At 60.6% G+C, this 22288-nt stretch carries 15 protein-coding genes and 3 tRNA genes; 8 read left to right on the top strand and 10 right to left on the bottom strand.

Annotated features, from left to right (window positions below):
- Positions 1 to 9 precede the first annotated feature (9 nt).
- Both G7068_RS11650 and G7068_RS11645 read right to left on the bottom strand, forming a co-directional pair.
- A complete protein-coding gene (locus G7068_RS11650; protein WP_166292109.1) occupies positions 10 to 648 on the bottom strand; it encodes a hypothetical protein in 639 nt (212 codons plus the stop codon).
- Positions 645 to 2072, bottom strand: coding sequence for a sigma-70 family RNA polymerase sigma factor (locus tag G7068_RS11645; RefSeq protein ID WP_166292108.1), 1428 nt, complete (start codon positions 2070 to 2072; stop codon positions 645 to 647). Before G7068_RS11645 ends, G7068_RS11650 begins: the two co-directional genes overlap by 4 nt.
- A 299-nt stretch (positions 2073 to 2371) precedes the next feature.
- Between G7068_RS11645 and G7068_RS16345 the strand changes: the two genes are divergently transcribed.
- Complete coding sequence (locus tag G7068_RS16345; protein WP_205881293.1) at positions 2372 to 3472, top strand: hypothetical protein; 1101 nt, start codon at positions 2372 to 2374, stop codon at positions 3470 to 3472.
- Between the two features lie 96 nt (positions 3473 to 3568).
- Here G7068_RS16345 and G7068_RS11635 read toward each other — a convergent pair whose 3' ends face one another.
- Together G7068_RS11635 and G7068_RS11630 are read right to left on the bottom strand one after the other, a co-directional pair.
- Positions 3569 to 5317, bottom strand: coding sequence for a tetratricopeptide repeat protein (locus G7068_RS11635; RefSeq protein ID WP_166292107.1), 1749 nt, complete (start codon positions 5315 to 5317; stop codon positions 3569 to 3571).
- Complete coding sequence (locus tag G7068_RS11630; protein WP_205881292.1) at positions 5314 to 6669, bottom strand: ATP-binding protein; 1356 nt, start codon at positions 6667 to 6669, stop codon at positions 5314 to 5316. Before G7068_RS11630 ends, G7068_RS11635 begins: the two co-directional genes overlap by 4 nt.
- Positions 6670 to 7258: 589 nt before the next feature.
- Between G7068_RS11630 and G7068_RS11625 the strand changes: the two genes are divergently transcribed.
- Complete coding sequence (locus G7068_RS11625; RefSeq protein WP_166292105.1) at positions 7259 to 7963, top strand: dihydrolipoyllysine-residue succinyltransferase component of 2-oxoglutarate dehydrogenase complex; 705 nt, start codon at positions 7259 to 7261, stop codon at positions 7961 to 7963.
- Positions 7964 to 7985: 22 nt separating this feature from the next.
- Here the strand turns inward: G7068_RS11625 and G7068_RS11620 are convergent, their stop codons facing one another.
- Complete coding sequence (locus G7068_RS11620; RefSeq protein WP_205881291.1) at positions 7986 to 9341, bottom strand: glycosyltransferase; 1356 nt, start codon at positions 9339 to 9341, stop codon at positions 7986 to 7988.
- 68 nt (positions 9342 to 9409) lie between these two features.
- Positions 9410 to 9577, bottom strand: coding sequence for a hypothetical protein (locus G7068_RS11615; protein WP_166292104.1), 168 nt, complete (start codon positions 9575 to 9577; stop codon positions 9410 to 9412).
- 224 nt (positions 9578 to 9801) lie between these two features.
- On the opposite strand from G7068_RS11615, the gene G7068_RS11610 reads away from it, so the two are divergent.
- Positions 9802 to 10251 (top strand): hypothetical protein, encoded by a 450-nt coding sequence (locus G7068_RS11610; RefSeq protein WP_166292103.1) that lies wholly within the window; start codon positions 9802 to 9804, stop codon positions 10249 to 10251.
- 231 nt (positions 10252 to 10482) lie between these two features.
- On the opposite strand, the gene G7068_RS11605 is transcribed toward G7068_RS11610, so the two are convergent.
- Positions 10483 to 14988, bottom strand: coding sequence for a DUF11 domain-containing protein (locus G7068_RS11605; RefSeq protein WP_166292102.1), 4506 nt, complete (start codon positions 14986 to 14988; stop codon positions 10483 to 10485).
- 402 nt (positions 14989 to 15390) lie between these two features.
- On the opposite strand from G7068_RS11605, the gene G7068_RS11600 reads away from it, so the two are divergent.
- Entirely contained in the window at positions 15391 to 15930 is a 540-nt protein-coding gene (locus G7068_RS11600) for a hypothetical protein (protein ID WP_166292101.1), read from the top strand.
- A gap of 257 nt (positions 15931 to 16187) precedes the next feature.
- Here G7068_RS11600 and G7068_RS11595 read toward each other — a convergent pair.
- Positions 16188 to 16261: transfer RNA gene (locus tag G7068_RS11595), tRNA-Met, on the bottom strand.
- 34 nt (positions 16262 to 16295) lie between these two features.
- Positions 16296 to 16367 (bottom strand) — tRNA-Thr (locus G7068_RS11590).
- Positions 16368 to 16498: 131 nt separating this feature from the next.
- On the opposite strand from G7068_RS11590, the gene G7068_RS11585 reads away from it, so the two are divergent.
- From G7068_RS11585 to G7068_RS11570, 4 genes are all read left to right on the top strand, one after another.
- Complete coding sequence (locus G7068_RS11585) at positions 16499 to 16975, top strand: hypothetical protein (protein WP_244304478.1); 477 nt, start codon at positions 16499 to 16501, stop codon at positions 16973 to 16975.
- Positions 16976 to 17153: 178 nt separating this feature from the next.
- Positions 17154 to 19574, top strand: a complete 2421-nt coding sequence (locus tag G7068_RS11580; protein ID WP_205881290.1) for a Tex family protein — start codon at positions 17154 to 17156, stop codon at positions 19572 to 19574.
- A gap of 655 nt (positions 19575 to 20229) precedes the next feature.
- Positions 20230 to 20613, top strand: coding sequence for a nucleotide pyrophosphohydrolase (locus tag G7068_RS11575; RefSeq protein WP_166292099.1), 384 nt, complete (start codon positions 20230 to 20232; stop codon positions 20611 to 20613).
- A 6-nt stretch (positions 20614 to 20619) separates the two neighbouring features.
- Positions 20620 to 21621, top strand: a complete 1002-nt coding sequence (locus G7068_RS11570; RefSeq protein WP_166292098.1) for a hypothetical protein — start codon at positions 20620 to 20622, stop codon at positions 21619 to 21621.
- A gap of 550 nt (positions 21622 to 22171) precedes the next feature.
- Here the strand turns inward: G7068_RS11570 and G7068_RS11565 are convergent.
- Positions 22172 to 22256, bottom strand: a tRNA-Ser gene (locus G7068_RS11565).
- Positions 22257 to 22288: the final 32 nt, after the last annotated feature.

Here is a 22288-nt window from a genome sequence, read left to right as displayed (position 1 = left end):
GTGGCTTCTCTAGAACTCCAGTTGTTTCACCGCCGGGGCTCCCGCTCGCCTGCCGCCGTCTCCGGTGTACACGACGCTCACGGCTCTGGTTGATGCGCTGCTCCCCGATGCCCCGTTGTCAACGATGCGAATGCGGTTCACGGCCCGGGCATCGGTCAGTCGGTGGGTAAACCCGTTGCCATCGGTCACGGTGACCGAGCTGCCGGGAATTGCGGTCACAACGAGTGCCGGCTCGGCACCACTCACGTCAACCGCAATATCTGGCGCGACCAGTTCAAACGACGTCGGCGCGCTCGCAGCGCTCACTCCCTGGCCTGAGCGCTCGCGCTGTCGCACAGTCAGCTCGTTACTTCCGACGACTCCGCCTCTCACCGTCGTCACAGACCACGTACCGTCAGACGCGATTGCGCTCTCGTTGGCTACGCCGTTGATCAGCACGCTCACGATCGCTCCGGGAACCCCGGTGCCCGTGACGACGGGTAGTAGGCGGTTATTGGCAGCGTCGATTCCAGTGACAACGGGCGTCGGCAGTTGATAACCGCTGTCTACAGAAAAGGATCGAGCTGCGGCATCAGAGCGAGACCCGTCCTGCAGCTGCTGGTAAGCGCGCACTGTGTACGCACCGTCAGCGATACTTTCGGTGTTCACTGACCACGATCCGGCGGGGTGGCTTGAGCGGTGAGCCGTTCATAACCGTCTCCGCCAGATCCGCCCTCCGCAGAAATAAACAGCGCAACCGTCGCGCCGGGTGCCGCGTAACCGGTCAGCAGCGGGATCGGGGTCGCGAACACCGAGTCCTCAGAAAACGAGAACTGCGGCGCATCGACGGCCGAGACCACGGGAACCGAATAGAGAGAGGCCGTTTCCGCCTCACCCGGCCTGGTTGACCAGTCATCGCGTCCAACCGCCTCGGCTGCTGCTGCGGGCTGCTCCCCCTCCGCTTCACTCTTCTTCACGTCTTCAAGGGCGGTTGTGCCCGGGGAGTCTGGCGAGGAGGAAGTCGACTGCTGGGCTCCGCCGCTCCACACGGCCACGGTGATGATCGCTCCGATCGTGAGCACACTGGCTCCCGCAATCAGCGCGAGTTTTGATCCGCCTAGAACAGTGGTCTTTGCTGTTCCCGCGGTGCCGAGCGAGGTGGCCGAGGCCGATGACGGGGCACCGGCCAAGGCTCCCAGGGTCGCAGCCCCGATCCCGCCAGTGAGCACAAGCGGCAGCACAACCGTGTGCAGGCGAGAGGCGGCAACGTCCGCCTCGTCGCGGATGCGCGTGCAGCGCTCACACGTGCTGAGGTGATCGGTGATTTTCTGGCTTCGCTTAGAGGTCTGGCTGCCGAGAATGTAGGCGGGCAGCCTGTCGATGGTGTCGGCGCACTCTTTGGGCAGGTTCGCTTCGCCAAGGTGCGCGCGGATCCACGCCTTGCGCAGCCCGTCTCGAGCCCGGAAGGAGAGCACCGAAACGTTGTTCGCCGTCATCTTCAGCTTGGACGCAACACTCTGCGGTTTGAGCTCGAGCACCTCGGTGTACCAGAGCACTTCCTGCCAGGTCGTCGGAAGTGACGCGAAGGCCTGCCGCATCATGGAGCGATCGGCGCGTGAGTCGACGTCGTCTTCGACAACGTCGACCAGTCTGTTTTGCTCGGCAAGCTCGAGATCAATAAGCGAGCGGTGTTCGTTGCGCCACTTATTCGCGATGTTGCGAATGGTCACCTGCAAGTACGTGCGAAAGGCCGTTCGCGGGCCGCCGCCTCGCGTAATCGCGATGTAGATTCTGGAGTAGGCCTCCGCGACAAGGTCATGCGCATCAAGTTCGTTACTGAAGTAGCGCGCGCTCTTCAACCCCGAGGCCGAGTGTCTGGTCCAGATAACGGTGTAAGCGGCTCGGTTGCCCCGTCGCGAGAGGTCAAGTAGTTCTTCGTCAGACAGATCGTTGAGGGCCGCACCCGCAGAGGTAAGCGCCGCGTTGACGACCGTGTTCTGCGCAGCAAAATTGGGCGCGTCAAAGTCACTCGACGGGTCGTCCAGCCTCTTGCTGGCGAGCGTCGACTGCGTTTTTCCGCTCTGAATATTCAATTGCGTGTCACCCCCCGGAACGCTTTGATCTCCGAAAGCAGCATTTCTTACGCGAAATCTCAAAAAGATTTCAGACGCGTCAATATCCCCAGACAGCCGACTATTGCCAGCAAGAATGCTTCGTACCCCAGAATCACAAAGCACCTGTAATTTAACACGCGATTCCGCGAAGACGCTGTGTAGAAAATGCGTTCGAATCCGTCAGACCGCCTCATTTATCCCTTCTCTATAGGTAGGGCAGAACATCCTGCTTGCACTGACGGATAACTCCTGCGTGCCCACCTACATGAGGAATCACTTTGAAATTCGCGAAAGCCACCGTTCTGACGCCGAAGGCGCTCATCAAGGGGGTGACCCTTTGCATAGCTGGTCTGCTCGCAGCGACCGGCCTTGCGCTTGGCAGCTCCGCCGCGTTCGCCGTCGATGAGCCCACCACCGGGAGTGAGGTCGCGCCGGCCGTCGACGCCACTCCAACCACGATGAGTGTTGACACAATGACCTCGTGCATCGGGAGTGTTCTTGAGGCTGACAAGTTCTGGAGAGGTTATGGCTCGGATGATCGAGACACAGTGTCTGACCGCGCTGCCACCGCAGACGACTGCACTGCCTTTACGTTTCCGACGCCCGGCCACACCGGAACGATCACCTATTCTGGCCCCTCCGGTGAAACCTACTGCTTAGACGCAGAGAACCAGCCTTCTCCGTTCTTCATGCTCTACTGGAGCAACGATCCCGCTGCAAACTGCCAGAACGTCACCACGGTGGCGGATCCGGACGGCACAAAACAGGTCAGCTTCATGGCAGCCGATGGCGAGTGGCAAGGCCGCTACCTCGGCGATGCAAGCGGAGCAGGAATCGTTGACTGGGACCAGCAGAACTTCTCTGGAGTTACGATCCCCGATCTTCCCGATCCCGAACCACAGGCGGTTACTCCCGCCGCTCCCACGCTCACCCCAGCGACCGCATGCGGCGTCGAGCCAACGGTAACCGTGCCCGAGATTGACGGTGTCGAGTACACACAACAGCGCACCGACAACACAGTCAAAATTACTGCTCAGGCCACGGGAGATTACGTGATCGCTCAGGGCAGCGAAACCGAGTGGAGTTTCGACGTGACGGCAGAGGCGTGCACAGAAGAACCCGCACAGCCAAAGCCGACTGAGCCAACTGAGCCGCCCGCTGATCCCAAGCCCGTATCGCCGCCGTCCACTACTGCCCCCGCGACAACCCCTACCGCGAGCCCCTCGTCCGACCCGGCACCTGCCGACTCGGCCAGTGCAGCTCAGCTCGCAACCACGGGCACCGCGGACGCAGGTGTCTGGATCGGACTCGCTGCTGCGCTCCTCGTAGCCGCGGCCTCTGCTGTACTACTTGGTCAGCGGGCGCGACGAAACGCCTGAGCGCACCACCTCTGAAACTACTCGACGGGTGAGGATCTGATCCCGCACCCGTTGGTGGCTCCTGCAAGGCCAACTGCGGCCGCGCAGGAGCCGCCATCAAGGTTCAGGAACATCGATCACGCTGTTCTTGAGAGAATCAATGTCTAGCGGTGTGTACGTGGGATACGTAGGTTTCGGATCAGGCTTTTTGGTTTCCTGCCCAGGGCAGCCGGGGTGGCCCGCCGCCTGATCGCGACACTCCGAATCGCTAGGTGCCGCAGGCAAACGGTAACTGCCGACCGCATCATACTTATTTGGCAGCACGGGTAGGCTCGCTAGATTCAAGGAAAGCATGGCCACCACCACAGCTGCTGCGATCCCGCTCCAGATCAGCCCGGATACACGAGGGGCACGGTGCTCGTCACGCACGGCACTGTTCGCTGGAAGTGCTGCAAACCGTCGACGCTCAGCAAGGCTCGCCGCTATCATTCCCACCAGCGGCCAGAGCAACATGGCCGCAAACGCGAGGCCCAACACTGCGGTCGCGTCTTCACGCTGTTTGCTTGTCAGGAACACCACGGCCACGGTAGCCCCCAACAACACGCGCAGCACAACGTGTATCAACATTTGCAAGCGAAATCTGGCGGAATGCGCAAGGCTGTCCGCGTTCCCAGTTGCACCACCAAAGCGTTGCGATGCGGCCGGGTAACCGATCTGCCAGATCAAGAGAGCGGCAAGCTGGGCGAGCACTCCGACGCCGAGAGCCACAATCATCCAGCGCATGAGCACCGCGTCACGCACGAACGGCAGCATGGCGCCCGTGACGGCCATCACGCCCCAAGCGATAACGCTCAAAACGATTCGCAGTGCAGCGAAGGGTGTGCCGCGCACCACGGCACGAGTAAAACCGCGGTCTATTTGTGATGCGACTCGTCTGTACCTCACAATCCGGAGAACCGTCCAAACGATAGCCGCCAACAGCCCCGGAAAGAACAACATCATCTGATCGCCGTTGAGAATAATGACGATGTTTAAGAGGATGAGGGACATCCCGACGAGTGGGGTCTCAAGCAGCGATCTGCGGTGGTACGAGAACAAATGGAAGAGGCGCAGCCTGGCACTCGTGTTCCCCGGGTTCAGCCGCAGTATCCGGTTGGATTCGCGCACCGCAACCACCTGCGATTCGCGCCGAGCGCTCCGCTTCGTTGAAGCTGCGCTGAGAGCCTCAAGAATGACCGAGCGAATCTGTATGAGCCCCAAATGCTCAGGAGCCAGAGCAAGCCCCCGATCCGCGTAGTCCAGCGCCCAAGCGCGATACTCACTAAAGATAAAAACGACTCTTGCCGCGACCTCATAACCGTCAGGGTCTTCGGGCGCTAACTCAAGTGCTTTCTCGAAGTGGGCAAAAGCAAGCTTCCGATGTTGCAGTCGCTTTTGTTTGTCACTTCGTTTTGCCTTGGCGGGGCTGTCGTACTGTCTCGCGATCGCCAAGGCGTAGAGCCCGTGAAACTGCGGATCCTCTGGCCACATTTGGAGCATGTCCAGGAGTGTTTGCTCGGCCTGATCATACTCGCGCTTGCGAAGTTGGACGTTCGAGGTCTGCAGGAGAGCCTGTTTGTTATAGGGGTCGATGCTGAGCGCCTCGTTGGCAGCCTCCAGCGCTGCATCGATTCGGTCCAGACGATTCAGCAACCAAGATCGCTGCGCGAGCAAATCGGAGTCCCGAGGGTACGCCGCAAGCACACCATCGAGCAGCTCGAGAGCCTCCCCTGACCGATCCTGATATGCGAGTAATTCGGTGCGCTGGAGCGCGCTCTCAACGGCCCGCTGCTCCTGCATATCACCCGTCAAAGAACTACCGCTCACTTCCTCAGCTTCTTCGGCTTGTTCTTTTGCTCGGCCTCAAGATAGCGCTGCAGATCGTCGTATCGACCGTCGCCATTCGAGAACTCCACGACGTTTCGCGCGCTCTGCAACCAGGGCCCCGTGCTCGCCTGGACCTCAGTGAGCGCGGCACGGAAATCGTTCATGCCGATATGACGCAACTCTCCCTGAGCGATCGAGTCACTCATCGCCCGCTCAGCGGCCGAAGCAACCAGGTGCGTGAGGTCAGCGCCCGAGAACCCCGGTGTCGCAGCGACGACCTGGTTTAGATCAATACCCGAGATCGGGCGGTCTTTCAGGGCGTGCTTCAGGATTGTCGCGCGGGCCTCCGCATCCGGCGCCGTCACAAGCACCACACGGTCGAAGCGGCCTGGGCGCAGCAGAGCGTTGTCGACGTCCCAGGGGTGGTTCGTCGCAGCCAGCACAAACACACCGTCGTTGCCGGCACTTACGCCGTCCATTTCCTGCAGTATCTGATTCACAACGTTTCGCATCCAGCCCAGGTTCGAGTAGCCAGAACGTTTGCCGCCGAGCGAATCGAGCTCGTCGATAAAGAGCACACAGGGAGCCAGTTCCCGCGCTCGGTCGAAGACTCGACGCACGTTCTTCTCGCTCTCACCCATGACGCCGTCAAGGATGTCGGCAATAGTGACGTTCAAGAACCGAGCATCGAGTTCGCCCGCGACGGCCCGGGCAAGATAGGTCTTGCCGGTTCCGGGCGGGCCGTACAGCAACAGACCGCCACGCAGCGTCTTACCAAAAGCCTTCGCGATTTCAGGGTTACGCATCGGCTCCAAAAACGCGAGCCGCAGGCGTTCCTTCACCTCGCTGAGACCACCAACGTCGGCGAGAGTGATGCGCTCAGAACTCGGCTCCTCGAAGAACTTGGCTTCTTCACCTCCGCGGATCGTAATGAGTTCCTCATTCGAGTGGTCCCGCTTGTTCCCGAGATCCAACGAGGCGACGTCGCTTCCACGATCGTTTTCGACCTCGTCGAACTCGGAACCATCAGTCACAAACGGAGGCGCAATATCGACTCCGACTTCCTTTTCAAGCTTCGCCCAATCGACGGTTCCGAAGGGCTGCTCCTCTGCAATTTCCGTCTTCGCCGATTCGGTCGGCGCAGGTTCGCTCGCGGGAGCCCCGAGCGCACGCTGCAACAGTTGCTGGGCACTCGCGTTTCCCGGATCCTTACTGAGAACTGTGCCGAGTTCTGCAATCGCAAGTTGCTGCTGGCCGTCCTCTAGAAGCAGCGAGGCCAGATGCAATCTGAGCGGTGTCGCCTCCGGGTTTGCCCGTAGCGCTTCGGTTAATGAGTCTATGAGTTCAGACACGTCAGACTCCTCTAATTTCATTGCGCTATCTGTTATTTCAACCGCACTAGCGTACTTCGGCAACCCCTGGAAACGCTGAGCGTTACCGGGCAGTTGGCCGCAAGATCGATCTTGAACCCGTGGCCCAACCCCGTAAGATTTCCGACCTCTTCTCGTTATCTAAGTAGGGCAGAAAATTTTGCTCGCACAGTCAGGTCATTCCTGCGTGCCTGAGTACATTAGGGAGCACTTTGAAATTCGTGACAACCGACGTTCCAACGCCGAGGGCGATAACCAAGGGAGTGACCCTGTGTGTTGCGGGTCTGCTCGCAGCGACCGGTTTTACTCTTGGCGGCACCGCAGCATTTGCCGTCAATGGCCCCGACACCTCCGAGAGTGGGGCACCGAGCACACGAAGCGCTAACACATGGACCTCGTGCATCGGGAGCGTTAAACAGCCCGGAAAGTTCTGGAAAGGCTACAGCTTTAGCGACCTTGAGCTCGTGGGTGACCGCGACGTCGATGCTGCTGACTGCACCCCCTTCACATTCCCAGCCCCGGGCACACGGGCACGATCACCTATCCTGGTGCCTCCGGTGAGACCTACTGCTTGGACACCGAACATCAGATCACCCCGTTGATCTCGCTCTACTGGAGCAAACTCCCCGGTGCAATCTGCCAGAACATCACAACGGTGACGGATCCGAACGGAACACAACAGGTCAGCTTTATGGCCGCAGACGGCGAGTGGCAAGGCCGCTACCTTGGCGATGACAGTAACGGAGGCATCGTCGACTGGGCCCAGCAGAGCTTCGCCGGGGTGACCATCCCCGATCCGCCGGCACCGGCGCCCCTCGAGGTCACTCCGGCAACACCGACTCTCAAGCCAGCGAACGCGTGCGGCGTGGAGCCAACCGTCACTGTACCCGAGACCGACGGGGTCGAATACGCACAGCAGCGCAGCAGCAACACCATCACAATTACCGCTCAGGCCGCCGAAGATCACGTGATCGCTCAGGGCAGTGAGACCGAGTGGAGCTTCGATGTCACAGCGGAAGCCTGCGAGGAAGAAACTGCTCCTCCTGGACCCACTGAGCGGCCAACGGATCCCACTGCGCAGCCAACTGAACGGCCAACAGAACCAGAGTCGGCGTCGCCATCACCCGCGGTCAATCCTGCCTCCACCGCCTCGGCGAGCCCGGCACAACTCACGACCACGGGCTCCGCAGGCGTCGAGAGCTGGATCGGCCTCGCGGCCGCCCTTCTCGTGGCTGCGGCCGCTGCGGGGGTGCTTGGTCGGCGCGCACGCTCCTGACTGCTTCAGAACGGGTGCGCACTCAACGCTGGGCGCCGGCAGTGTCGGATCCCGCGTCGAGCCGCACCTCGATGGCGGTGCGGGTGCCCCACTGTGACACCCGGCGGCAGGTGACGATCGCGTAGAACTGCATCGGCCGCAGCACAAAGAACCTCCAGACCGCGGCGACGGGCGCCAACGCAAACACCAGAAGGCGAAACCGAAGCGACTCGTCGCTGCGATCCACCGAGAAGTATCGGAGCGCAATCAGGTAGTTCAGGATCAGCGTCACCACGACGGCCGAGACGATAATTGAGCCGGATTCGGGGCGGGTGATGAGGGTCCAGACGATGATTCCGCCGAACACCAGTGCAAGAAACAGCTGGGTGATTTCGAAGAGCGCCATCCAAAACGGTGGGCGGGTGAGCGGCATGTAGCGAAGCCACCACAGCGTGCGAATGAACGTGCCGCGCATCCAGCGCATCGCTTGTTTGCGATAGTGGGCCCAGGTTTCAGGAACGAGCGTGAACGCAAACGAGCTCGGCTGGTGCACCGTGCGCCCCTCCCACAGGGCATAGAGCGTCATCATGCTGTCGTCGTTCATCTGCATCTGGCGTCCGGCAAATTGCTCGTGGGGATAGGAGTCCGCGTGCTTGCGAATGACGTCGGCGCTATAAAAGGCCAGCGTGCCCGAGTTGACCATCACTGAGTGCAGCACGGATTGCGCGGCACGAAATCCGCGCGTGAAGGGCACGTAGAGGATCGAGATCATCGCGGTGAGCGCATTCCGTCGACTGTTGAGCACAAGAATTGATCCCGCGACCGATTTCACCCTCGGATCGGCAAACGGTTTGAGCCCCTCCTCTATCGCACGAGCGTCGAGAATGGAGTCGGAGTCGAGCGTGACGAAGATGTCACCGTCGTCATCGGCAAGCACGTGCATTTGGGCGTGGCGCTTGCCCTGGTTCTCGGTGCGATCCCACGTGGCTTCGAAGCCCGCTTCTGCGCACGCCTCGATGAACCAGTCGCGGGTTGCCCGATACGGCGTTTCGCGTCCTGTACACAGTGAGCCGTCATCAACGACGGCAACTCGGTTGGGCAGACGGGTCTGCCGAAGGAGCGAATCGAGGCAGGCTCGAAGCGCGTGTTCGTCTTCGTTGTACACGGGAACCTGCACGGTCACTCGTAGCGCGTTGAGTTCTTGGGCAGATTCGGGTGGGGTTGTGATTGGCCGCTCGAACCACGAGAGTGGAATCCACCACAGCATCAGCAGCGCGGCGAACCAGAGCACAACAATGCCGGTTGTGGATCGAGCACCGGCAAATGAAACGTAGATCCCGTAGATGTGCAGCAGCGCCCATGCAAGCAACACGATCAGCGTCAGCGATGTTGCGATCACTGTCCACCGGTTTCCGACCCAGCGGGCGGTCGGCACTTCTTGTGGGGAGGGATCCTGCCGTGCGTGACTCAAATCTCGTCGATGCTCTTGCCCGGCCTAAACCAGACGCGCACCGCGATTACGGCAAGCACAACGATAAATACAACAGCGATCGGCAGCCAGAGCCCGGTCAAGACGGACACACCGGCGCCCGTCATTGCCAGCACGCCAGTTGTGGAAAGGGATCCGTAGTCCAATTAAGGCCTCCTTGAAGAATGGCCCCCTTCTTCACCTCAATTTTAGCGGCAATTGCTGCGGTGCCTTACGCGCGTGACGGATCTGCGCCTCAGCTTCCGTAAAGAAGTGGCGAATATTCACTCTTTATCTTTCGGAGGGACGTTCGCTTTGAGGTTCCTCCCTCCGTTTACCCGCTATTTGGACGCCGCTACTTCGCAGTTCCGAACAAACGAACGAGGAATACATGAGAAAAATGAACGGGCTTAAGCTTGCTGTCACGGCTGCCGCCGTAAGTGCACTTCTCTTTGGTGGCGCCACGGTCGCGAATGCCGCTGACTACCAGTCCGGAACTACTGGATATCTTGGGGTATCGAACCCGAGTAGGGCTGCGTTCGCTCAGTACTTTGGCACCAACACTTACGCTCCGGCAGGAGTTGCTCTGATCAAGGCTTCTGATACCAAGAGCGACGGGAACAGTGCGCTCACCGTTCTCCAGAAGAAGCAGAGCGGGAAGTGGGTCGAAGTGTCCCGAGTCATCGCGAGCAAGGGCATCAACTCCACAATGCAACGGGGAGTTTCGAGGCCAAAGAAGGGCACGCAGCTGCGCGTGACCAGTTGCGTCATCAACATGAGCGCACCCGCAGCCAAGCGAGTTGGGTTCAACTGCCAGTCCAACACGTTCTACGCGCCCTAAAGAGTACGTGAGCCTGTCGAGTTCTCGTTTCCAGGGCCAAAAACGCCTGGCCGGATCTCGGTTTTCCGCAGCTTTCCAGGTTTCAATGTCCGCATGAACCGGGCATCGAAGTAACGGCAAGGATCCTCACCGGCGGCAAGGATCCTTTACTCGCAGGATCCTTGCCGCCGGTCAGCAACCGTGCCTCTCGTTAGGCGAGAGTGGCGCACCCGCCGCGCAAACGCACGGGCCTCAGAGCCACCTCACTCGACGCCGCCGAATCAGCGAGGCTCCGAGTGCGATCCCCAAGCCGGCGAACAGGATCGCTTCAAGGTTGAGGCTAGCGCCGGTCTGTGGCAGCTTGCCTCCGGTGCCGCCACCTGGCGGTAGCGTACCGTCGGGCACGATCTCCGTGGTCGCGCACGATGGCTCAATTTCGGCCCATCCAACAGGCGGTACGGCATCGGCACAGTTCTCGATCTGCCCCTCCGCCCCATCGGCCAGGCTCGCTGTCACACTCAGCTCAGCGTTGTTGCCGACGGCCAGATCCGGCAGCGTCCATCTAACCGTGCCGTCGGTCTCCACCCCTCCCCCGGTTGCCGACTCAAACTTGAGTCCTTTCGGGAGGGCATCCTCGACGACGATCCCGCTGGCATCAAAGTCTCCCGTGTTAGACACGCGAATACTCCAGGTGATCGTGTTTCCTGCCGTCACCGTCGCAGGTCCGGTCTTCTTGATCTCTACGCTCGATTCGGGAGCGTCCGTGCACGCATCGGCCGAATCGTTCACGCCCACACCAGACACCGCCGCGGTGTTTGCAAGCCCGCCCCCCGCATCACACTGCGACTGCCCGGGCGTCAGCCCACCGGGCACCAGGATCGGCACCTCAACGCGATAGCGGTGCACTTCACCCGCGGCTATAGCGATGTCAGAGGCAACATCAACGTTCGTGATGCCGTCCCATTCCGGGTTCACAACTAGGTCTCCAGGGACAACGTTCTCTACCGACGGTGAATCAACGGTGATGCCGTCCCCAAACTTGAGCGCGTCCTCCAGTGAATACTGCTCCTCAAACACCCCCGAGTTTGTGACCACGAGCTCGTAGGTTACGTCGCCGACTCCGTCCGGCCCTACCGAGGAGCCAATCACGTTCTTTTCCACCGTCACAATCGTCGGAGCCGCAACAAGCTCTGCCGTGTCGGTGTCTTCGTCAGTCTGACCAAAGCGGTCTTCAATCTCTGCGTCGACACTGTTGCTCTGGGTGCCAACCGCGGGAATCACAACGCGGAACGTCATCGTAGCTGAGTCACCAGCCGCCAAAAGTCCCACACGCCACTCCGGCACAAAACCCGACACATCTCCGACGGATGCGTCCGCAGACCCAGGAACGAAGGTGAGCCCCGCGGGAAGCACGTCAGAGACCGTCACCGCCCCGCCAATGGCTGAGGTGTTCGTTACGACGATACGGAACACGCCCTCGTCTCCGGGACGAACCGTGTTCGTCTCCGCCCAAACCGAATCATCAGAGGCTGCGCACAGATCAGGATCAGCCGCCGTGCACGTCTGTTTGACGACTTCAACCTGGGGAGCCTGCACCTGGATCGGAACATCTGGCGACGAGACCGGCAACACAAGCACCTCAGGATTTACGCGTCCCCGGAATCGGTTCGTGTAGGTGTCTCCAACGGCATCACCGGTGGGAACAAGACTGAGCTGCCAGGTGAGAGTCTCGAGTGGGTCCAAGACCGGGGCCGGCGGGTTGGGCAGACTCGAGAACCGCGCGGCCGTCACGTCCTCTGCGCTGGGACACCCTGTCGTTCCGACCTGGGCAACCGTGCACGACCACACCCCGGTTCCAGGCGCCACGTACCACGAGTCTCCCGGCGATCCTGGGTCGGCGAATCCATCAACGACGCCATCTTGCGCGTCGAGCACCGCGGGATCCAGGGTCGTAACCCAACTGGACATCTCACTGGGCAGGCCGCTCACAGCGATGGCGCTGAACCCTCCCGAGAAAGAAGACTCCGGCGCTCGACCGTCACCATTCGAGGGCAACACGTCGATCGCGTCAAGCCGAGTCATCGGGTTCGGTGTGGCATTTCGCACGGTGAGATCCCAGACCAGTGGGCCCGCCAAGGGCCGATAGGGGGTGGCCGTAGACTTCGTCGCGTAGACGGTGGCTCCCGCAACGACCTGAATTGTCACGGAGTCCGACCTTTGTTCCTCGGTCGATGGATCGTCTGGAGAACTCGCGACAGCGGTGTTTCTGTACTGCAAACCGTTCGGAGCATCCACCGGTATCCGGGCTGAGTAATGCAGCGACGGAAGCGCGGTGCCCGGGACGACGTCGCCGAGCAACCAGCGGACGCCGTAGTTCGTTCCCTCTGGAGTGGAAGACCAGTCGCTACCGTCACACAGGGCGCAGAACTCAACCTGCGTGCCCGGGGGCACGTTGACGCTCAGCGGATTCACCGTGAGGCGCGGCGTCGTGGTCGGCATCAGATCAGTGACCACGACGTCACGAACCGGATCCCCGACGGCGCCATTGGTCGATACCGAGGGCTGTAGCGTATACAGCGCGTCTGTTCCCGGGGCCACCTGAATACCCGACCCCGGCACCTGCTCCGCAACGGTTTTATCGACTCGCACCTCACCGGGCACGAGCCGAGCCCTGTCCCCCGTGGTTGTCCCAGCAAAGGTCACGGGGTCAAAAGTGTTCGCAAGCCACACGGGTGAGGTGCCCGCGCGAAACCTTCCGAAGTTCGTGAGAAGCGTGCCGTCGGCGTTATTGGCGGGGTCGAGAGTCGAGGTTCCCGTAAATCGAAGCCCTGTGGAAATCATTGCACCGGAGCCGATCGGAATCGGGACGAGAAGCCGCAAACGCACGCGGTCCACGCTGTTGCGGTAGCCGTCGCTTGTTAATGCCCCACCCAGAGCAGCATCACTCGGGTCTGTCGACCAGGTCGCATCGCCGTCTTCACAGGTTGTAGCCCGCATCTGCGCAAAGGTCTGCGGGTACGACGCAGGCGCGCCATACTCAATCACGTAGTTCTCGGCAGGGACACTCGCGACTGTCGCGCGGGTGGGCGATGACGACCCCGAAAGCGTCGTCAGCTGTTGTGAGGATCGGTCGAACACATCGCACACAATCGTGTTCTCGGCCTCCGCGAGCGTGCGTGTAAATTCCAGCCGCGAGATCACCTGACTTCCGGGAGAGACCCTCAGATCCCCGCTTCGAATACCGGTTGCCCCCGTGGGATTGCTCCCCGTAACAAAATCTCGGTAAGACTTCGTCGCGGTGTACATGCCCGCGTTGACCGAGAGCGACGTCCTGTTGTTTTCCAGGGGCTCCATTCCGTCACCGTAGTTTGACCGGCCCGTCACATCATCGGGATCGAAGTCCCTGTACTCGTTGTTTACGGTCAGCTGCCCGCCCGCGTCGAGCACGTCTTGAATCGGAATCCACACGACAACCGCACCAGTTGCCACCCAGTACTCCCCCGGGGGCAGCGGATTATTGGTGGCGGTCGCTGTCGGATACGACAGTCCACGTGTGTCAGTGCCCGTAAAGGTGAGGCTGAAGGTACCCCCGGGGGCCTCGTCGCTCACACAAGACAGAACTCCCGAATCGACAACCGCATTACTCGTTGTGGCACCCGGCTTTGCCAAACTCGAGTGAGGCATGGGAGTGACCGAGCCGTACACACCGCCCTGGCTACAGCCTGCGCCACCAGTTCCCCAGTTCATAAGCCGCGCATTCGGAGAGTAGGCCGCCAAATCATCGGTGAACGTAATGGGAGAGGCAAGCTGCGTAATTCCCTTGAGGCCTTCCGCCCCCGTGCGGGTGGGGTGCTTTACCGTGATGCCGATCCCGTATGCCCGCCAGTGCCCCTGCTCAGTTCCCCCGGGGCCAGGTCCCGTGGCAGTGCCGCTCAAAGTCAGCGGCATCTTCCTGAGGTCGTAAAACGCCCCCGCAGAAACTGTCGTGGACACGGAATTTGATTGGACCGGAACGGGAGTCTCCTCGTCACCGGCGCTGAAGGAGACGACCTTGGATTGCCCATTGAGTGACTCAGTAGTGACTCGCGCAATCGGGCTGATCTCTTTCGAAGATGAACTGCCCGAAGACTGTGTCTGGCAGACCAGCACTCGGCGATCCCCGCCCGGATTACCCGTCACCGAGTCGTACACTCCGGTGACGTTTGGGACGGTACCGGTGCCGTCGCACTGCGGTGGGGCAGCCTGCCACTCCATACCCGCTGGGAGAGTCGAGGTCAGAAAGGGATTAGTTGAAGCTGTGCTCGTGTTGACGTTAAATCGGTACTGCACTGTGTCGTTGGTCCGCACGATGCCGTTTTGCGGACCACTATCGTTGCCCGGGTCGTCATCGGCGTCAAAGACCGCGGTGCCATCCGCCAAGACCGCAGCCACTGCGTCAGACACGGAGAGGACCCCCACACCAGGATCTTCGTCGGCATCAGCAGCAGCCTTCGCGTCTGGCTGTTCCTCTGCGCCCTCAGCGGGGGTGTCCTCAGTCGGCGCCGCCTCGGATCCCGGAGGTGCAGCGGGTGAAAGCAACTCGGGGACTTCCGACTGCGGGGCTATCGTTTTGACCGCTGGCGCGGACGGAGCGGAGGATTCGACCGTCGGCTCTACGGGATCGACCGGAGCCGGAGCTGTAGCCGCCGCGGGAGCCGCGACCAAACACACCACAACCAGGCTGACGACCGCCGCCATCAGCGGTCGTCCGGAAGTCACGCTCTTACGACCCAACGGTTTAAGCAACATCTACGCGTATCCGATCTTTAGCTCCCCCACGACAAAAGAACGTGTGGTCGCCTGCCGCTTGTGCTTCAGGAATCGGATCCTTGAGGTCGCGTATTGGCCCCAATTTCCCGCCCCCGTTGGCCGTCAACATACGTGACCACGCAGCAATATTAACCAGCGACGTGTTATGCAGGTCAAGACATTGACAACTGGAACGGCTTATGAGTATGGCCTAGAGCAAATTGGTGTTCATGTTAGGTTGAGGTGCCCCGTCGCTCGCTGGTCAGATCGACGATCCGTTTGGCGAGCGAGGAAGTCCTCGCCCATGTGACAAGGACCTCTGAGGCATCAATACAGCAAGAAGGGCTGCAGAGCCCTGAAGAGGAGTTCATTGTGAAACGACCATTCACTGTCGCCATCGCTAGCGGTGCCGCCGCACTGGCTCTGGCCGCTTCGGTTGCCACGCCAGCGTTTGCCTCAACGGTTGATTCGTCTGTTCGATCGGGAGTGGAGTCCAGCACCCCGACGCCGGTCACGATTACGGCGGGTCCCACGGACATGACGCGGACTCTGGTTGACGGCCCCACCGGAACGAAAACGGGCATCTCCTTCTTCGTGTCCGGGTATGCACAGCCGGGCGCCCAGATTAAGGTTCAGAACGAAACGATCGCGGTTGCCGCTTCGGACGGGTACTGGTTCGGGAATGTCCAGACCGACGTCACGGCGGGCTATGAGTACGGGCTTCCTGTCGCGGCAAAGAACCCCGGAGGCTCGTGGAGCTATAGCTCGAAGAATCTCACGCTCAGGGTAACCTCTGGCTGGTTCGCGTGGTGCGGGACCCATGCCGGTGAAACCGATGTGAGTGATGTGACCTGGTCGCCTGACGGAAAACCGGTTGCCAACCCCCGGGCGTGCTTCGTCACAAACAGCTAACCAACTAACGCGAACACCACGGCGCGACCCGCTTAACCAGATGCCCGAGCGAACGAACATCTTTGTGATGGCCCGGAACTCGGGCATCGGTTTCCGGCCAATGAAGCCCCTCAAGCTGATGAAGGGGGCACGAGAAGTGGTTCGGTGCGGGGTAGCGAGAGATCAAGGCTTTGGTGCACGCACGACCTCAGCCACAGATAAAAACTAGCACCAACGCAAAAACCCCCGGATAACCGGGGGTTTCAGGTGACTCTCTGTAGCTGAGGCGGGGCTCGATCCCGCGACCTCACGATTATGAGTCGTGCGCTCTAACCAGCTGAGCTACTCAGCCAAACTGACCCGCACGAGGCGGGCCAGAGAGTCAGAGCCCCGACCGGGACTTGAACCCGGGACCCCTTCCTTACCATGGAAGTGCTCTACCGCTGAGCTATCAGGGCGTAGCCACCTTGCGATGACAACCGTTCGAGAATAGCACCTTTCGCATCTGGATGCGAAATCTGCTTGGCTAGTGGTGCGCGCCGCGTTTTGCGGGCCCGCGAGAAACCCAGCACGAACGAAGGAGCAACCGGTGAGCAGCCGTATTGTGGCAATCGGCGGAGTGGTATTGGCGCTGTGGATGAGCGCCGGCCACTGGCTATTTGGCATCGGTGGCTGGCTGAGCTGGTGGTTCGTTCCGACCATCGGACTCGCATACGCCGCACTGCAACTCTGGCTGGCCCATCGCTTGCGTGTGACTCGGGATCGGGGCCGCCGCACGGGCCGCGCGACGATCGTCACCCTGATCCTCTCTTGGACCTGCGCCATCGGTTTCGGTCTCACCGTGCCGAACAACGTTGACCACGAGCTGGTGTCGATCCTGAGCAAGGCTGCGGGATCCGCCTTCTCGAGCGAGATGTCGATTGCGCTCTGCAATCCACTCGGAATCATCACGTTCGCCCTGGCCATCGCGTCACTCGCCTTTGCGTACGCGGACGCCCGCGACCCCAAGCCCGAAGAAGACGAGGGGCTCGACGAGATCCCTATGGCACCGCATCCGCTGGGCTAGGGCCCAGCCCCCAGCCACTGCCCCCAGCCCCAGCTCCCAGCCACTGCCCCCAGCCCCAGCTCCCAGCCGGTGCTCACACGCCAGCCGGTCAGATCGGGCTTTTTTGACCGGCCGAGGTGCCAGTACCGGCCGACACGCTGGCGCCCCCGAACCGACCCCAAAACCCTGCAAGAATGATGTGGTGACTTCTGAAACACGCACCACCGCAGCCCCCACCGCTCCGTCCATAGAACACCAGATCGCCACCGAACTTGGTGTGCGACATGAGCAGGTGCAGGCAACAATCGCACTTCTCGATGGCGGATCAACCGTGCCGTTTATCGCGCGCTATCGCAAGGAAGCGACGGGTGGTCTCGACGACATCCAACTGCGCACCCTCGAAGAGCGACTGCGGTACCTGCGGGAGCTGGCCGAGCGACGGATCACCATTCTCGAAGCGATTCGGGAACAGGGCAAGCTCACTCCCGAGCTCACCGCCCAGATCAACCTCGCAGAGTCGAAGGCGCGCCTCGAAGACATCTACCTTCCCTACAAAACCAAGCGCCGCACGCGGGCCCAGATCGCGCGCGAGGCGGGCCTTGAGCCGCTCGCCGACGCCTTGCTGAGTGATCCGACGCTGGAGCCCGCAGTCGCGGCGCAGCAGTACGTGGACGCCGAGAAGGAGGTGCCCGACACCACCAGCGCGCTCGACGGCGCCCGCAACATTCTTACCGAGCGCTTTGGCGAAGACGCCGACCTGATTGGGCGCCTGCGCGACAAGCTGTGGGCTGAGGGGCGCATGGTGTCGGCAGTGAAGAAGGGTGCCGCGGAGAAGGGCGCGAAGTTCGCCGACTACTTCGAGTTCTCCGAGGCAATTTCTAAGATGCCCTCCCACCGCATCCTGGCGCTCTTCCGCGGAGCGAGCGAAGAGGTACTGACACTCTCGGTTGACCCCGAGCCGTCGGATGCTGCCGAGTCCAGCGCGAGCGGCCGCGTCATCTCCCCCTACGAGATGGCGATTGCTACCACCTTCGGCATCAGTGACCAGGGTCGTGCCGCTGACGCATGGCTGCTGGAAGCGGTGCGAGTCAGCTGGCGCGGACGCATTCTCGTGCGCCTCGAGCTTGATGTTCGCTCGAAGCTGCGCGAACAGGCAGAAGAGGCCGCGATCACGGTGTTCGCTTCGAACCTACGGGACCTGCTGCTCGCGGCCCCCGCGGGTGAGCGCACCACGCTGGGCCTTGATCCCGGTCTGCGCACGGGCACCAAGGTCGCGGTCGTCGATGCCACCGGCAAGGTACTCGCGCACGACACGATCTACCCGCACGCTCCGCACAACAAGTGGCAGGAGTCGCTCGTCAAGCTCGACGCACTGGTGACAGCGCACAACGTTGAGCTGGTCGCGATCGGCAACGGCACGGCGTCGCGCGAGACCGATGCACTTGCGGCAGAACTCGTCGCGCTCGTGGCGCGGGATCCTGCCCGCAAGCTCACAAAGGTCATGGTCTCTGAGGCTGGCGCCTCCGTCTACTCGGCCTCGGCGTTCGCATCGCAAGAGCTGCCCGGGCTCGACGTCTCGATTCGCGGAGCGGTGTCGATCGCGCGCAGGCTGCAGGATCCTCTCGCCGAACTCGTGAAGATTGATCCCAAGTCGATCGGTGTGGGCCAGTATCAGCACGACCTTCCCGACATCGCGCTCTCGCGAGCACTGGATGCCGTGGTTGAGGACTGTGTGAACGGTGTGGGTGTCGACCTGAACACGGCGTCGGCTCCCCTGCTCACGCGGGTGTCTGGTATCGGATCAGGACTCGCCGAAAGCATCGTGCTGCACCGCGACCTCAACGGCCCCTTTGATTCTCGCGCCGCCCTCAAAAAGGTGCCCCGCTTGGGCCCGAAGGCCTTCGAGCTCTGCGCCGGGTTCTTGCGCATCCGCGGCGGCAAGAACCCACTCGATGCCTCGGGTGTGCACCCCGAAAGTTACGCGCTCGTCGACCAGCTCGCGAAGTCGACCGCCTCAGACGTGCCCGGTCTCATCGGCAACACCCAGGTGCTTTCGCGAGTGCGTCCGGCCGAGTTTGTGAGCGAGTCCTTTGGTCTGCCCACGATCACCGATGTGCTCGCGGAGCTTGAGAAGCCGGGGCGGGATCCCCGCCCCTCATTCGCGACCGCAACCTTCGCCGCAGGCGTCAACACCGTGTCTGACCTGCGCCCCGGCATGATTCTTGAGGGAGTTGTCACCAACGTCGCCGCGTTTGGTGCCTTTGTTGACGTGGGAGTGCACCAAGATGGACTCATCCACATCTCGGCGCTCAGCGACCGATTCATCTCGAACCCGCGCGATGTCGTGAAGCCCGGCGACGTGGTGCGCGCGAAGGTGCTGGAAGTCGATGTGCCGCGCAAGCGCATCTCGCTCACCCTCAGGCTTACTGACGAGGTGCCCTCAGGCGGCGCCCGGAACGGCGGTGGTGCCGCAGGCGGTCGCCCCCAGGGATCTCAGCGTTCCCAAGGAGCAAAGGGCCGGCAGCAGGGCCAGAAGTCGGATCAGCGCCCCGCAGCCCGCAAGCCCGCCCCCACCAACACCGCGATGGCAGACGCTCTGCGGGCCGCGGGCCTGGGGTAGCCCGGGTGGGCGGGCTTCCGCGCCCGCGCCTAACCCACGCTAACCCCGCGCCTAACCCAAGCGCTCCTGACCCATGCGCTGCGCATCGCGCTCAGCCACTCCGCGCACTGTGCACCGCACCCAGCCAATCCGGTGTAGCCATATTGCTAGTTCACCTCGCGTCAACTAGCAATATGGCTACACTCGATCGCGCACGCACACGCGCACGCGAACGCACACCCTGTCGGCCGGTGGTCGCACCTCAGCCGGATCAAAATCGCACATTCTGACCGGCTGGCTTGCCAATACCGGCTGACATGCGGAGGCGGAGGTTCTCAGACACAAGACCCCCGGTCTCAGTTACAAACGGATATTGTCACTTACGATGGTCGTTCTTGGGAAGCCTGAGATCTAGCCAGCTGAATAGCGCCTCCCGCGATGCGAGGTATTGAACGACACGTTCTTCGCGCAGAGCAGTTTCCAATGCGGAGTGAACTGCAGAAGCATATTTATTGATAAGCGGTGACAGCAATAATCAACGCAGTAGACCCCTAATCAAGGGTGAAACCTCGGGAAACATTTCTGCATGGCTGGCACAGCAAGCAAGCGCATCTGGCAACTTCTCATTTCTCGTTCCTCTCGAAGAACAGTTTGAAGAACCGGGTAGGCTCAGACTATGTCTGATCCCAATGAGGCAACCTTTAGAGACTTGGAGTCCATTCGTGACGCTTTGAGGGTTTTCAATAGCGAGCGCGAGTGGGGACAGTTCCATTCACATCGAAACCTGGTCCTCGCTCTCGCGGGTGAGGTGGGTGAGCTTGCAGCGACCGTGCAGTGGATTCCAGATTCCGAAATTGAAGTAGCACTCACGAGCCCGAAGCTTCGGCGTAACTTCGAAGATGAACTCGCAGATTGTCTCGCCTACGTAGTCCAGATCGCCGATCGAGCCGATGTCGATCTTTCCGCAGCCTTCGAGCGCAAGCTGCGACTGAATGGGGACAAATATCCAATCGAGCGTTCGCGAGGCAACGCAGTCAAATACTCGGATTTTGAGGATTGATCACCCATGACATTAGTAGCGCTTCAACCAGCAGCGAATAGTGCCTCACGCAAGCATTTTGCAGACACAATCGAGTCTTCAGTTCAGATTGAAATGGCGAACCGCTTCCTTCCATCTGAGACAGTCGAGGAACTACAAACCACGCATCCAAGTGGTGAGCTGAGGCTCTGGGGCGCTAAACCGGGAGAGTCTTCCCAGCAAGTAGCCAAGTGGAGCCGGCTGAGAGCCGGGGACTACATGGCATTCGCTGCTGGCGGGAAGTTGTTCGCGGGGGCGGTAATAACGAACGTATTTCGAAGCGCGGAATTCGCCCGTCAGATCTGGGGAGATACGACCACCGCGAACGGGCACACCCAAACCTGGGAGTTAATGTTCGCGGTCGCTCAGATTGAAGCATTGGATGTGCCGTACTCGACGCTCAACCCACTTATCGAACGCTCACCTCGCGCAAACGTTCAAGAATTCGCAGTCCTCAGTGAGAAACAAAGTGCATCGTTGCTCCGCTATCTCAATCGAGAAGAGAGTTCCTATGAAGAAGCGTCTATCGCTGACTCGCTACAAAGCCTGACGTTAGATCTTGACGAAACCGATCGGGCTGTCATTGCTAAACGTCGTCTCGAGCAGAGTACGCTAAAGGCCACACTGCTGGGTCGCGCATCCTTAGCGGGATGCGATCTCTGCGGCGAAATCATCCCGGTTGAATTCCTTACTGCCGCTCACATCAAACGTAGATCGTTGTGTTCCGAGATCGAGAGGCGACAACTAACAGCCGTTGCAATGCTGAACTGCAGATTTGGATGCGACGAGCTTTACGGCAAAGGCTACGTCGGTGTAGATGCAAGCGGCAAAGTTCGAGTCAGTGACCTCTTGCCCGCAGGTGCAGCTCGCAACTACGCCATCGAGCGGCTAGCGGGAAACGATTGCACAGCTTGGAACACTCGAGAAGAGACACGGACCTTTTACAATTTCCATTGGGAGCGTGACTTTCGCAGGCAGGTAGTCGTTTAGTGGCCAGCTTCTTCAGCAACTCCCCATTTCAGAATGAGAAATCGTTTTAACTTCACGTTTTCAACGTGCACCTTTGCAAGTCACAAAACACGACATTGCAAGCTCCGGATCACCATGTCCGCTCCCAACGAGAGCGCAGCCGATAGTGCGGCTACGAATGCAGAATAGCTTCACGGGATAGCCTTCAACCCAAACACGTCAGCATCAGGACGGCTGCACTAGATGTGTAGAAAATCGCTTAGCTGATAACCCACGTACTCGATATAAATTGAGATTTCCGCCCCCTCCTAGCTCGTCCCGCTCCGCCCCCTAGGAGACTGCGTTGCGAATCCGCTAATTTCTCGACAGCTCGGTCTCTCCAGGAAGGTCATAATTTGGGTGACAGGTCAGCAACTTTGAAGTTCTAGCAGCACTTCAGTCGGCTACTAGAACAAAACGGGCTCCGACTCCCCAAACCAAGTATCACGTGGGCCACATTCCGAAGAATTCTAACCCTAAATCAAGAAACCCCCGGTCTCAGATCCAATATCTGACCGGGGGTTTCTTCACGCGGAGGGTAGGAGATTCGAACTCCTGAGACGTTTCCGCCCACTTGTTTTCAAGACAAGCTCCTTCGGCCGCTCGGACAACCCTCCGCCGAAAAGCTTAGCAAAGCTTTGAGCCTCTC

Source organism: Leucobacter viscericola, assembly GCF_011299575.1.
In the GTDB taxonomy this organism is placed as follows: domain Bacteria; phylum Actinomycetota; class Actinomycetes; order Actinomycetales; family Microbacteriaceae; genus Leucobacter; species Leucobacter viscericola.
This window is presented reverse-complemented; position numbering and strand designations above follow the sequence as displayed.

What these genes read in the sequence shown, in the direction of transcription:
- G7068_RS11610 (WP_166292103.1), top strand. Translation starts at nt 9,802, where the DNA reads ATGAGAAAAATGAACGGGCTTAAGCTTGCTGTCACGGCTGCCGCCGTA.
- G7068_RS11575 (WP_166292099.1), top strand. Translation starts at nt 20,230, where the DNA reads ATGTCTGATCCCAATGAGGCAACCTTTAGAGACTTGGAGTCCATTCGT.
- G7068_RS11570 (WP_166292098.1), top strand. Translation starts at nt 20,620, where the DNA reads ATGACATTAGTAGCGCTTCAACCAGCAGCGAATAGTGCCTCACGCAAG.